The 13,565-nt window shown below is 70.1% G+C and carries 9 protein-coding genes; 5 read left to right on the top strand and 4 right to left on the bottom strand.

Going from position 1 to position 13,565, the window contains the following annotated elements:
- Positions 1–6: 6 nt before the first annotated feature.
- The 3 genes from LC438_RS02245 to LC438_RS02235 form a co-directional block, all read right to left on the bottom strand.
- On the bottom strand, positions 7–2,913 hold the full coding sequence (locus tag LC438_RS02245) for a hypothetical protein (RefSeq protein ID WP_223585709.1): 2,907 nt from the start codon (positions 2,911–2,913) through the stop codon (positions 7–9).
- A gap of 124 nt (positions 2,914–3,037) precedes the next feature.
- The gene (locus LC438_RS02240; protein ID WP_223585708.1) at positions 3,038–3,730 is read right to left on the bottom strand and encodes a helix-turn-helix domain-containing protein; all 693 of its coding nucleotides are present in this window, start codon (positions 3,728–3,730) and stop codon (positions 3,038–3,040) included.
- A gap of 1 nt (position 3,731) precedes the next feature.
- Entirely contained in the window at positions 3,732–4,160 is a 429-nt protein-coding gene (locus LC438_RS02235) for a VOC family protein (protein ID WP_181155997.1), read from the bottom strand.
- 170 nt (positions 4,161–4,330) lie between these two features.
- On the opposite strand from LC438_RS02235, the gene LC438_RS02230 reads away from it, so the two are divergent.
- From LC438_RS02230 to LC438_RS02210, 5 genes are all read left to right on the top strand, one after another.
- Positions 4,331–5,581 carry a sensor histidine kinase gene (locus LC438_RS02230; RefSeq protein WP_223585707.1) on the top strand — a complete coding sequence of 417 codons (1,251 nt, stop codon included), beginning with the start codon at positions 4,331–4,333 and terminating at the stop codon, positions 5,579–5,581.
- The gene (locus tag LC438_RS02225; RefSeq protein ID WP_223585706.1) at positions 5,578–6,270 is read left to right on the top strand and encodes a response regulator transcription factor; all 693 of its coding nucleotides are present in this window, start codon (positions 5,578–5,580) and stop codon (positions 6,268–6,270) included. Before LC438_RS02230 ends, LC438_RS02225 begins: the two co-directional genes overlap by 4 nt.
- A 38-nt stretch (positions 6,271–6,308) precedes the next feature.
- Positions 6,309–7,478: a benzoate/H(+) symporter BenE family transporter gene (locus LC438_RS02220; RefSeq protein WP_223585705.1), complete on the top strand. Its 1,170-nt coding sequence runs from the start codon at positions 6,309–6,311 to the stop codon at positions 7,476–7,478.
- A 306-nt stretch (positions 7,479–7,784) separates the two neighbouring features.
- A complete protein-coding gene (locus tag LC438_RS02215; RefSeq protein WP_105677256.1) occupies positions 7,785–8,681 on the top strand; it encodes an ABC transporter ATP-binding protein in 897 nt (298 codons plus the stop codon).
- Positions 8,678–9,766, top strand: coding sequence for an ABC transporter permease (locus LC438_RS02210; RefSeq protein WP_223585704.1), 1,089 nt, complete (start codon positions 8,678–8,680; stop codon positions 9,764–9,766). Before LC438_RS02215 ends, LC438_RS02210 begins: the two co-directional genes overlap by 4 nt.
- Positions 9,767–10,042: 276 nt before the next feature.
- Here LC438_RS02210 and LC438_RS02205 read toward each other — a convergent pair whose 3' ends face one another.
- Positions 10,043–13,498 (bottom strand): bifunctional proline dehydrogenase/L-glutamate gamma-semialdehyde dehydrogenase, encoded by a 3,456-nt coding sequence (locus tag LC438_RS02205; RefSeq protein WP_105677254.1) that lies wholly within the window; start codon positions 13,496–13,498, stop codon positions 10,043–10,045.
- Between the last annotated feature and the right edge of the window lie 67 nt (positions 13,499–13,565).

Below are 13,565 nucleotides of genomic sequence, written 5' to 3'. Positions count from 1 at the left end.
TCTCGGTCAATCGGAGAACGGGAGTTCGAACGCCGCGAGTCGCTCGAGCTGAATGTGATCGATGACACCGGGAACCATCACCGGATTGGTGAACAGGCCCTCCCACCGCCCCGTCATCGGCGCTGGGCCGAACACCAGTGGGCCCGTCGCCGAACGGTCACCGGCACCCACGACATGTCCGTTCACCGCCACAGGATTCATGGCGTTGCCCACATGTAGCCGTAGCTGCTGGTTCACCGCATCCCACACTCCTGTGACGAGCTGCCACTGGTGGGACATGGAGGAGCCTGTGGCGCAGTTGCTCGCTCTGTCGGTGCTTGCGGAGGTCACGTTGTAGTCGCCGACGCAGAAGGCGTACACGCCGGCCGGAGTGACCTGAAGCTGAATGCTGCCGGTCATACCGCCTCCTTGCATCACGATCTTCTGCGATGCGCCGTTGAGGCCGTTGTACCCGCCCTTCAGCCAGACGCTGAACGTGAAGCTGTTCATGGCGTTGACCGGAGCTGTCATCGTGCTCACCTCGAACGCGGTTCCCCCCGCGGTGGAGAGCACAGGCGATTCGAGCGGCGGATCCGGGAGGTCCGTCGATGTCCGCGAACTGGTCTCGGGAATCAGGAGGTCGATGCCATTCGCCCCGATCCACGGGTTGGAATCGGGAATCGTCTCCGGAAGCGGGGTCGTCATCGACGACAGCTGCCAGGCGTGCCCGGCATCGACGTTCACAGAAGCCGCTGGCGTCGTATCGTTGCCGTTCGGGTACAGCGGGAAGCCCTTGGCTGCGCTCTGGTTGCCCGCCCTGTCATACGCCGAGACCCAGAGCGTTGACAAGGAGTCGATGGGTGCAACGGTCATCGCTGCAGGCGTCGATCCGCTCGCACACGTCCAGCGCACGGTCGATCCGACGCCAGCGCCACAATTCGGAAGAGCCGATGCCACACTGACGGTTCCCTCCACAGGGACCGAAGGGGCCGGGGTCGTGAGCCGCGTCGGAGTGATCCAGCTCACATAGCCGGCGACATCGGTCGCCCCCGTCGCCGACAATGCCACAGGCTGACCAACGGTGTACGTCGAACCGGGCGCCGCCGTCACGGTCGGCACCGCAGGCTTCGTCGTATCCACCGTGAAATAACACCAGGAACTGGGGCCGGCGCTGTCCATACGATGGTCACTGCCCCAGGCCCGCCAGGCATAGGTCTCGCCATCGGTGAGGTTGGTGAAGGTCACGGATCTCGTGCCCTGCGCGAGCACACCGCTCGGCCGATCCTGAATCGCGGCATTGAGGTTGGAGGCCTTCATGAGGTGGAAGTTCGTGTCGACGTTGCCGCCGTCGGGATCGGTCTGGGTGACCTGCACCGTGACGTCCTTCTGGCCGAGCATCGCCGGTGCGGCGGCGGTCCCGCACTGCCTCGAGGGGGAGGTGAAGACGGGGTTGACGGGGACGTCGGGGCGGGTGTTGTAGGTGACGTAGAGGGTCGCGGCGCGGCTGAAGTGGCGGCGCGAGACGACGTTCTCGTCTTGGGGGGCGAGCCCGAGCTGAATGTCGACAGCGCCGATCTTGTCGCGAACCCCCATCGTCACGTTCCATCCGACGGCGACAGCGGGGCCATTGCAGTAGCCGGGGTTCTGGGTGTCCAGAACGGGGCCCCACGCCGAGTGGTTCTGCTGGTTCCAGGTGAAGCCCCACATCTGCGGCCCGTACGTGCGCACCTGCACGGGGCTGTTCGGGCAGGACGCCCACTTGATCTGCGTGGCCGCGAGCTGCGCGGCCACGATGTCCTTGCCTGCCAGCGACGCGATCCGGAACTCGAAGAAGATGTTGCCCCGGAACTGCTCATACCGGCCCATGCGGAGCACGTCGGACGCACTGGCGTTCAGGTACGACTGGTTCGGATACGCGGCATCCGTGTACCAGGAGCCGTTGACTCCCACCGCCCAGTCCGGGTCGACGTAGATCGGGTAGGTGACGTCGTCACCGGTGCGTTTCTCCTCCTTCGCGACCGACGCGCCGACGTCCATCGCGATCCGATCGGCCTCGACGTCGTGCGTCACCGGCGACGGAGTCTCCTCCCCGGGCTCCCGGTACGTGGCCCCGTCGGAGGAGTCCCACCACAGCGGCTGCCCCGCCACGATCCCCGACCCGTCCGCGGCCTCGGCCTCCACCGCGCCGGTGGACGTCTTCGTCAGGTCCGCGCCGTCGATCACCACGTGCAGGTCGTCGAGCTTCGTCGACTGGGCGGCCTTCTCCGTCTTCACGACGTAGATCGATGCCTGACCGGTCGTCGTGGCGACCATCTTCAGGTCCACCCCGGGGAGGACCTCCGCATACGTGGCCGTGTCCCCGTCGACGGTCGGGGCGGGGAGCACCCCGTATGGCCAGGTCTCCGTCACCCACTCCCCGGACGCCGTCTGCACCTGCGCGAGCTGGTCCGACCCTCCCGGGGAGAACCGCACCGGCGCGGCCGACGCGGCCGGCTCCCACCACTCCCCGACCGGGACGAGCGACGTGTCCACGGGCACCCAGGTCTCACCCTGCTCCACCCGCACCGGGACCGTCGACACCTCCAGCTGCATCGTCCCGTCCGGCAACGCACTGGTCAGCTGCGTCGGCGACGTCAACACATCCACCACCACCGGCTCACCGGTCGCGACCGCCTCCGCCGACGCCACCGCCTGCGCCTGAGCGACCTGCGCCTTCTGCACCTCACGCAACGACACCCCCACCGGGGACACCTTCCCCACCACCGGCGACACGGGTGCGGCCGACGCGGACACCGCGCCCCCACCCACCACGACAGCCACCGCGCACACGACACCCAGGCCGGCGCGAAGCCCACGACTCGTCACCACGGAGAACGACGGACGCCCCTCACGACGCACAGAGGCAGCCGGAGAGCGGAAGGAAAGAGGATTCACAGACGAAAGCTATGCGTCCGCTGGGAGCCACCGCAATATCAAAACCCTGGATAAACCCGAATGTAAGAAACTCGCATCTCGCGCAACTAATAAGAGGAGTGCTCCGTGCGAGAACCGTCGATCGTCAGAGGGTCAGCGCCTCCGGCAGCCGGGCGATGTGGAACGTGCGGGCGAAAGGTTCGAGCACGCCCGCGTCGCCGCGCACCACGGCGAGCACGTCCTGCGCGATCGCCTCATCGGGGGTGATCTCCCCCGCGATCAGACGGCGGATGCCGGGACCCGCGACGATGACGGCATCCGGTTCGCCCTCCGGAGGGCGGCCGCCCACGGGGGGCGCGGGCGGAGCGAGCTGGGTGACGGCCAGCACCCCCGAGCGCACCGAGGCTCGCAGCGCGACATCTCCCACGTGGAGCTCGTACTCGGCATCGGAGGCGGCATCCGGTCTGAACGCGGTCCGCAGGGCCATCGTCAGCGAATCGGCCGTCACCACGTCGCCCTCCTGCGGGTCGCCCATGGTCTGGAAGCCCCAGCGGCCGAGCGCGAGCACGATCGGCTCGAGCGCCCTGCCGTACGGGGTCAGCTCGTACACGAGTCCGCAGTTGTGCAGGGGCACTCGGCGCACCACCCCGCCCTCCTGCAGCTCCTTCAGACGCGTCGAGAGGATGTTGGTGGGGATGCGCGGCAGACCCAGCTTGAGGTCGGTGTACCGACGAGGGCCGACGAGCAGATCGCGGACGATGAGCAGCGCCCACCGCTCCCCGATCAGCTCGACGGCCGTCGTCACACCGCAGTACTGGCCGTAACTGCGCGCGGCCATGTCAGCCCTGTTCGGCGACGTGCTCCGGGCCGTTCTCGACGGCCTCAGGCGTCATGTACAGGAAGCCGAGCGAGTTGCCGTCGGGGTCGTCGAGGTCGCGCGAGTACATGAAGCCGTAGTCCTGCGCGGGCTTGGGCTCGGCGCCACCGGCGGCGAGGCCCTTCTCGAGCAGCGCGTCGACCTCCTCGCGGGAGTCCTTCGAGAACGACACCGAGACCTGGACGACCTCGTTGGGGTCGGCGATCGGCTTGTCGGTGAAGGTGGAGAAGAACTCGCGCTTGAGGACCATGAAGAACACATCGTCGCTCCAGACGATGCACGCCGCGTTCTCGTCGGTGAACAGCGGGTTGATCTCGCAGCCGAGGGCCGTGTAGAAGGCCTTCGAGCGCTCGAGGTCGGTGGTGGGAAGGTTGACGAACACCTTGGTCATGATGACTCCCTTGTCGGTCTTTCTGTCGGATGCCGGCCGGCGGCGCCGACCTCACGCAGATAGCTTGTTAAAAACAAGCAGGCTTGTCAATAGCAAGTTGCCCCGACGTCAGGACCCCATCCGCCGTACGGGGGATGCCGCGGCATCCCCCTGCCCGTACCGTGGGGAGCATGCCCTTCATCCGCACGCCCACCGAGCGCGAATACCGCGGCGATCTGGTGCTCGCCGTCGTCATGTTCGTCGGCGCCGTGCTCAGCGCTGCGCTGTCGTCGATCGCGCAGGTCTACGGCGGCGACGCGCAGGAGCTGTGGACCGCGCTCGTCTACGCCGTCGTGATCTCGGTTCCCCTCGCCGTGCGCCGACGCTGGCCCGCCACCGTCGCCGTCCTCGTCGCCCTGGCCTACTTCACGGCGGTCACGCTGAAGATCCCCGAGATCTACGTCGGCAACATCGCCATGTTCGTCGGGCTCTACACGGTCGGCGCCTGGATGAACGACCGCCGCCGCGCGCTGATCGTGCGGATCGGCATCATCGTCGGCATGTTCGTGTGGCTGCTCATCACGATGTACCGCGACGCGATCAGCGAGGCCGACAAGGCCGACGTCGCCGCGGGCGCGTTCTCGCCCTACGTCGCCTACATGATGATCCAGCTGCTGCTGAACATCCTCTACTTCGGCGGCGCCTACTACTTCGGCGAGCGCTCCTGGCTCGCCGCGGCCCAGAGGTCGGTCCTCGAGGAGCGCACGATCGAGCTCGAGCGCGAGCGCGAGGTCACCGCGGCGCAGGCCGTGGCGCTCGACCGCGTGCGCATCGCCCGAGAGCTGCACGACGTCGTCGCGCACCACGTGTCGGTGATGGGCGTGCAGGCCGGCGCCGCCCGGCTCATGATCGAGCAGGACCCGAACGCCTCGAAGAACCTCCTCACCGGCATCGAGACCTCGGCGCGCGACGCGATCCGCGAACTGCACCAGCTCCTCGAGACGCTGCGCACGCCGGGAGGGGAGACGACGGATGCCGCCTCCACCCTCGGACTCGCCGACATCGAGTCGCTCGTGGCCGCCTCGACCGAGGCCGGCCTGCCGTCCGACTACTCCGTCATCGGCGACCCGGTGCCCGTGCCCCCGATGGTCGCCGTCAACCTCTACCGGATCGCCCAGGAGTCGCTCACGAACGCACGCCGCCACGCGGGCGTCGGCGCCACCGCCGACGTGCGGGTCCGCTACGACGACGAGGGCGTGGAGCTGGAGATCGTGAACACCGGCCGCAACGTCGCCCAGCTGCGCCCCGGGCTCGGTCAGCTCGGCATGCGCGAGCGCGCAGCCGCATCCGGAGGCACCCTCGAGGTGACGCCCCGCGCGCTCGGCGGACTGCGCGTGCGCGCCCGCGTGCCGCTCACCCCCGCGACGGCGGACGTCTCATGATCCGGGTGCTGCTGGTCGACGACCACGCCATGCTGCGTGCCGGGTTCCGCACGATCCTGGAGAGCCAGCCCGACATCGCGGTGGTCGGCGAGGCCGGCACCGGCGCCGAGGCTGTGGCCGCGGCATCCGCTCTGCTCCCCGACGTCATCACGATGGACGTGCAGATGCCCGATATGGACGGCATCGAAGCGACCAGGCGGATCGTCGCCGACCCCGCGGTGGCCGCGGCGATCGCGATCGTGACGACCTTCGACCGCGACGACTACCTGCACCAGGCGCTGGACGCCGGAGCCGCCGGCTTCCTGCTGAAGAACGCGGGCCCCGAAGACCTCATCACCGCGGTGCGCGCGCTGGCCGCCGGAGACGGGATGCTGTCGCCCGAGGTCACACGGAGGGTGCTCGCGCGCTTCTCGTCCGCAGCACCGGCCGCGGCATCCGCCCCGAGCGCGAACACCATCGCCCGAGGGCCGGAGGCAACGGCGCCTGCTCCGCTGGCCGAGCCGCTGACCGAGCGCGAGGCGGAGGTCCTGGTGCTGCTCGCCGACGCGCGCAGCAACGCCGAGATCGCGACGGCGCTCTTCATCGGCGAGGCCACCGTGAAGACCCACGTCTCGCGGATCCTGCAGAAGCTGGGCGCCCGCGACCGCGTGCAGGCCGTCGTGATCGCCCACCGGAGAGGCCTCGCCTGACACCGGGCACGCGCCGCCCGCACGATAGCCTCTGAGTCATGCCCGAGGCCGCACCGCTCTCCCGACCGATCCTCGCGGGCGTCGTCACGGCCCTCGTCGGCTTCACGAGCTCGTTCGCGGTCGTGCTGACCGGACTCGCCGCGGTCGGCGCGAACCCCGCCCAGGCGGCGAGCGGCCTGCTCGCGGTGAGCCTGACGATGGGGCTCGCGTGCATCGTCCTCGCGTGGCGGTACCGGATGCCGATCACCGCAGCCTGGTCCACCCCGGGGGCGGCGCTGCTCGCCGCGACCGGCGCCGTCGACGGCGGCTGGCCCGCCGCGGTGGGCGCCTTCCTCCTGGCATCCGCGCTGATCCTGCTGACCGCGCTGTGGCCGGCGCTCGGCGCGCTGATCGCCCGCATCCCTCCGTCGATCGCCCAGGCGATGCTCGCCGGCGTCCTGCTGCCGCTGTGTCTCGCGCCGATCACCGGGCTCGTCGCGAACCCGTGGGGCGTCGTCCCCGTCGTCCTCACGTGGCTGGTGTGCGCGCGGTTCGCGCCGCGGTGGGCCGTGCCGCTGGCCTTCGTCACGGCATCGATCGTCGTCGCCGTCTCGCTCGTGCAGGACGGGGCGCCGGTGGATCCTGCCCTGCTGCTGCCGCGGATCGAGCTCACCGCCCCGACCTTCACCCTCGGCGCGGCGGTCGGCATCGCCCTGCCGCTGTTCATCGTGACGATGGCCTCGCAGAACGTGCCGGGCATCGCGATCATGCGCAGCTTCGGCTACGAGGTGCCCTGGCGTCCGGCGATGCTGGTGACGGGCATCGGCACCGCACTGGGCGCTCCGGCCGGAGGACACGCGATCAACCTCGCCGCGATCAGCGCGGCGCTGGCGGCCTCTCCCGACGCCGACCCGAACCCGGCACGGCGCTGGGTCGCCGGGGTCTCGACGGGCGCGTCCTACCTCGTGCTCGGCGGCGCCTCGGCCGCTTTCGCGACGCTCGTCCTCCTCGCGCCGGATGCCGTCATCCCCGCGGTCGCCGGCCTCGCCCTGTTCGCGGCGTTCGGGTCGGCCGTGCAGCAGGCGATCGACGACCCGGGCGAGCGCCTCCCCGCGGTGGTGACTTTCCTGGTCGCCGCATCCGGGATCTCCGTGCTCGGCGTGAGCGCCGCGTTCTGGGCGCTCGTCGCCGGCCTCCTGGTGCGGACGGTGCTGCACGCCCGACGCTGACCCGTCTCCCGCGCTCGCCGTCGCGGTTCACAACTCCTCAAGAATCGGCCCCTGAGCGCCGAACAGGGGCCGCAGCCGCCAGAAGTCCGGAGTTCTTGAGGAGTTGTGCGCGGGGATCCGCCTGTCCCGGGACCCTCGGCGACGGACCAGCCCGGATTCCCGGAGTTCTGGAGCAGCGACGGCGCGCACTCCCCGGTCCTCCCCGCGGTGGACCCGGCCGAGTCCGCCGCGCGGGGGATGCCCCGGGCCGCCGCCGTCCGTAGCGTGAGAGGCATGCGATGTGCTGAGCGAACGGAGTAAGGCGAAGTGACGACAGGAAAGCTCGAACTGAGCGGCATCACCAAGAGCTACGGCTCGCGGCGTGTGCTCGACGACGTGTCCTTCGAGGTCGCCCCCGGGCGCCTCACGGGCTTCGTCGGCGGCAACGGCGCGGGGAAGACCACGACCATGCGGATCGTGCTGGGGCTGCTCTCGGCCGATGGAGGTCGCGTGGAGCTCAACGGCTCCCTCCTCACCGCCGACGACCGCCGTCACTTCGGCTACATGCCGGAGGAGCGCGGACTGTACCCGAAGATGAAGGTGCTCGAGCAGATCGTCTACCTCGCCCGGCTGCACGGCTTCAGCAAGGCGGATGCCACGGCCCGTGCCACCGCGCTCCTCACCGAGCTCGGGCTCGAGGCCCGCCTCGGCGACACGATCGAGTCGCTGTCGCTCGGCAACCAGCAGCGCGCGCAGATCGCCGCGTCGCTCGTGCACGACCCCGAGGTGCTGATCCTCGACGAGCCGTTCTCCGGCCTCGACCCGCTCGCGGTCGATGTGGTCGCGGGGGTGCTGCAGTCGAGCGCCGCGAAGGGCGCATCGATCCTGTTCTCCTCGCACCAGCTCGACGTGGTCGAGCGTCTCTGCGACGACCTCGTCATCCTCGCCGGGGGCACCATCCGCGCCTCCGGGTCCCGCGACGCGCTGCGCGCCGAGCACGCGAGCGATCGCTACGAGCTCGTCTCCGCCGGCGACGCCGGCTGGCTGCGCACCGAGCCCGGCGTCACGGTGCTCGACTTCGAGGGCGGCTACGCCCTGTTCGACGCCGACGGTCCCGAGACCGCGCAGCGTGTGCTGCGCGCCGCCGTGGAGCGCGGCGACGTCGCGAGCTTCGCCCCGAAGCATCCGTCCCTCGCACAGATCTTCAAGGAGGTCATCCAGTGAGCACGTCAGCCACCGCCCGCGCGACCAACGGCATCTGGCTCGTCGCCGAACGCGAGATCTCCTCGAAGCTGCGCAGCAAGGCCTTCATGATCTCGACGGGCATCCTGCTGCTGCTCGCGCTCGTCGGCATCCTCATCGGCGGCTTCACCAGCAAGAACCCCGAGGCCACGACCGTCGCGGTGACCAGCGAGACGGCATCCGTCGTCGAGGCCCTGCCGAACGTCAAGGTCACCGAGGTGACCGGCCGTGACGAGGCCGAGGAGCTGCTGCGCTCCGAGAAGGTCGAGGCGGCCGTGCTGCCCGGCGACGGCCCCACCGGGTACACGGTCGTCGCTCTCAAGGACGCGCCGGGCTCGATCGTGAGCGGCCTGTCGGTGTCGCCGTCCGTCGAGATCCTGGACCCGGCGACGACGAACCCGCTGCTGCGGTACTTCATCGCGATCGGCTTCGGACTGGTGTTCTTCATGGCCGCGTCGACGTTCGGCGCCACCATCGCGCAGAGCGTCGTCGAAGAGAAGCAGACGCGTGTGGTCGAGGTGCTGCTGTCGTCGATCTCGCCGCGCACCCTCCTCGCCGGCAAGGTGATCGGCAACACGGTGCTCGCGATGGCGCAGATCATCGCCCTCGCCGCGATAGCCACGGTCGGACTCATCGTGACGGGTCAGAAGGAGGTGCTGTCGAGCCTCGGCGCCCCGATCATCTGGTTCGCGGTGTTCTTCCTGTTCGGGTTCGTGCTGCTGGCGGCGCTGTACGCCGCGGCCGCGTCGATGGTCTCGCGCATGGAGGACATCGGCTCGACCACCACGCCGATCATGCTGCTCGTGATGGCCCCGTACTTCCTGGTCATCTTCTTCAACGACAACCCGCTGGTGCTGACGATCATGTCGTACGTGCCGTTCTCGGCCCCGGTCGGGATGCCGATGCGCCTGTTCGTCGGAGAGGCCCAGTGGTGGGAGCCGCTGGTGAGCCTGGTGATCCTGCTCGCCTCGTGCGTGGCGGCGATCCTGATCGGCGCGAAGATCTACGAGAACTCGCTGCTGCGCATGGGCACGCGCGTCAAGCTCGCGGAGGCGCTGCGCGGCTGACCCCGCGTCCCGACTCCTCGAATCGGACCCCTGCCCTTCGATCGGGCACAGCTTCGGATGCCGCGGCCGACAGGCCGCGGCATCCGTCGTTCCTGCGGCGTGTCATCCTCGCCGCTCCGAACCTGTGCCCGCGGCTCCGCTCCGAACCGGTGCCCGTGCTCCCGAAGGGCGAAGAACAAGACCCCGCCTGCGGATACCAGCAGGCGGGGTCTTCTGCGCCGAGCGGGGAGACTCGGCGCTATCCGGGGAACCCGTGGGGACCGGGTGTCGTGGGGGTCAGATCACACCCTCGGAGAGGGTGGTGGGGTTGCCGAAGCGGTGGTTCGTGATCGACACGGCCTGCTCGTGCAGGAACGGCAGGATCTCGACGCGGCCGGCGCCGGTCACCGCGTGCGACCAGACCGCGACGTCGGGGGTGCCGCCGAGAGCCTCGAACAGCGCCGAGGCGTCTCCGCCGACGAGACGGACGCGGTTCCAGCTGTGCTCGGCCTTGGCCTGCGCCTTCGCGTAGCCCTTGACCCAGGCGGCGTCCTTCTCGTGCTTCACCGTCACGCCGTGGGCGCGCAGCGCCTTCTCGACCGAGGACGGGAGCGCGGGGGCGGACACCGTGAACGGGCTGCCGCTGCGCAGCGCGGCCGCGAGCACGCGGATGCCGTCGACCAGAGGAGCCTGCTCGGCGATGCGCACGTCGACCGAGACCGGGCGGTAGCGGAAGACGTTGCGCTCGACGCCGAGGCCGGACTTGTCGGTCACGATGCCGAACTCGCCGGTCCACGCCTGCTCATCGGATGCGGCCGCACGGTGCAGCCACTCGATCTCGACGGCGTCGAGGTCGGCGGATGCCGCCTTCAGCAGCGCCTCGACGGCCGGGGTCACCGCGGCGCCCGCGGCGGCGGCCGGGAGCTCGGCCGAGGCCCACTCGCCCAGACCGAACAGGTAGTTCGGCCCGCCGGCCTTTGCGCCCGCGCCCACCGCGGAGCGCTTCCAGCCGCCGAACGGCTGACGCTGCACGATCGCGCCGGTGATGCCGCGGTTCACGTAGAGGTTGCCCGCCTCGACCCGGTCGAGCCAGGTGGCGACCTCGTCGGAGTCGAGGGAGTGAAGGCCGGCGGTGAGGCCGTAGTCGACGGCGTTCTGCAGGCGGATGGCCTCGTCGAGGTCCTTCGCGCGCATGATGCCGAGCACGGGGCCGAAGAACTCCGTCAGGTGGGTCGTCGATCCGGCGGCGACACCGGTCTTCACACCGGGCGTCCACTGCTTTCCGTCGGCGTCCAGCTTCTTCGGCTCGACGAGCCAGCGCTCGCCCTTGTCGAGCGTGGTGAGCGCCTTCAGCAGCTTGCCGGATGCGGGCTCGATGATCGGCCCCATCTGCGTGGCGGGGTCGTCGGGAAGGCCCACGCGCATGGAGCGCACGGCATCCACGAGCTGACGCTCGAACCGCTTCGACTCGGCGACCGATCCGACGAGGATCACGAGGGATGCCGCGGAGCACTTCTGCCCCGCGTGGCCGAAGGCGCTGCGGGCGACGTCGGCGGCCGCGAGATCGAGGTCGGCCGACGGCGTCACGATGATCGCGTTCTTGCCGCTGGTCTCGGCGAGCAGCGGCAGGTCGGAGCGGAAGGAGCGGAACAGCTGGGCCGTCTCGTAGGCGCCGGTGAGGATGACCCGGTCGACCGACGGGCTCGAGACGAGCTGCGTGCCGAGGTCGCGGGAAGCGAGGTCGACGAGGGCGAGCAGGTCGCGCGGCACGCCGGCGGCCCACAGCGCCTCGACCATCACCGCGCCGCAGCGCTGCGTGAGCTTGGCCGGCTTGATGATGACGCCGGAACCGGAGGCGAGGCCCGCGAGCACGCCACCGGCGGGGATCGCGACCGGGAAGTTCCACGGCGGGGTGACGACGGTGACCTTCGACGGCACGAACTCGGCGCCCGCGACGGCCTCGAGGTCGAGGGCGCGCTCGGCGTAGTAGTGCGCGAAGTCGATGGCCTCGGAGACTTCGGGGTCGGCCTCGGCGATCGTCTTTCCGGCCTCGTGAGCCATGATCTCCAGCAGCTGGCCGCGACGGGCGGCGAGCTCGTCGCCGGCGCGGTGCAGCACGGCTGCCCGGTCGGCTGCCGGGAGAGCGGCCCACTTCGCGGCGGCGGCGGTCGCGGCGGCGAACACGTCGTCGAGCTGTTCGGCCGTGTCGATGCGGGCGGCGGAGATGGCCCCCTCGCCCAGCGTGGTCGACACGGAGCGCTGCAGGATGTCGCGGCCCCAGGCGCGGTTGGCGGCGAGCGCGGGGTCGGTGTCGGGCTGGTTGTGGAAGCCGGTGGTGACGGCATCCGCCTGCTCCCGCGTGCGGTCCTGGACGCGGTGGGATGCCGGCACGCTGCGGTCGGCTTCGAGGGCGGCGAGCGAGCGCTCGAAGCGCTCCCGCTCGCGCGTCAGCAGCTGCGGGTTGGAGGCGAGCTCGAACACGGCCGACATGAAGTTCTCGGGGCTCGCGTTCTCTTCGAGGCGACGCACGAGGTAGGCGATCGCGACGTCGAACTCGGCCGGGTTCACGACCGGCGTGTAGAGGAGCAGGCGGCCGACGTCCTTGCGGACGGCCTCTGCCTGGCCGGTGGCCATGCCCAGGAGCATCTCGTATTCGACGGCATCCGTCACTCCGCGGGCGGTGGCGAGCAGCCAGGTGTACGCGATGTCGAACAGGTTGTGGCCGGCGACGCCGATGCGCACGGCGTCGAGGCGCTCGGGGGTCATGGCCCAGTCGAGCACGCGCTTGTAGTTGGTGTCGGAGTCCTGCTTGGTGCCGTAGGTCGCGAGGGGCCAGTCGTGGATCTTCGAGTCGACCTCCTCCATCGCGAGGTTCGCGCCCTTCACGACGCGCACCTTGATGGGGGCGCCGCCCTTCGCGCGGCGGGCGGACGCCCACTCCTGCAGGTGCTGCATGGCGCCGAGCGCGTCGGGCAGGTAGGCCTGCAGCACGATGCCGGCCTCGAGGTTCTCCAGCCCCGGCTGGTCGAGGATGCTCGTGAAGGCCGCGATCGTGAGGTCGAGGTCGCGGTACTCCTCCATGTCGAGGTTGATGAACTTCGCCGTGCCCTTGGCCTCGGCGTCGGCCGCGAGCCGGTACAGCGGGGTGAGCTTCTCGACCACGTCGGCGACGGCCTCGTCGAACGACCACATCGAGAGCTGGCTGACGACGCTCGACACCTTGATCGACACGTAGTCGACGTCGTCGCGGGCCAGGAAGTCGTAGGTGCCCTTCAGGCGGCGACCCGCCTCGCGGTCGCCCAGCACGGCCTCGCCGAGCAGGTTGAGGTTCAGTCGGTTGCCGCTCTTGCGCAGCTTCGCGATCGCGGGGCCGAGCTTCGACGGCGTCGCGTCGAGCACGAGGTGGCCGACCATGGCGCGCAGCACGCGGCGGGAGATCGGCACGACGACGCCGGGCAGCTTGGGCGCCCAGAAGCCGCCGGTCTTGATCGCCGCGCGCAGGTAGCCGGGCAGGAGGGTCGGGGTGATGTCGGCCAGGTCGGCGAGCTTGCGGCCGGCGACGCTGAGGTCTTCCGGACGCATCACGCCGTCGACGAAGCCGACGGTGAAGGCGAGGCCGTTGGGGTCCTTGAGCACCTCGGAGAGGCGCTGGGCGGCGGGCTCGACGGGGTGGGTCTCGCTCTCGGCGAGCCAGCGCTGCACGAGGGCGGCGACCTCTTCGGTGCGCGGGGTGGTGGTGTCGACGACAGACATTGGCGGGGAACCTTCCAGGGGGAGCGCACACCCGGGATCATGTGCGGCTCGGAACATTCTCGGGCTC

Origin of the sequence: Microbacterium sp. OVT16B (assembly GCF_019969705.1) — a bacterium.
Classification (GTDB): domain Bacteria; phylum Actinomycetota; class Actinomycetes; order Actinomycetales; family Microbacteriaceae; genus Microbacterium; species Microbacterium natoriense.
Note: the sequence above shows the minus strand (reverse complement) of the source record. Positions and strands in the feature narration are given on the sequence as shown.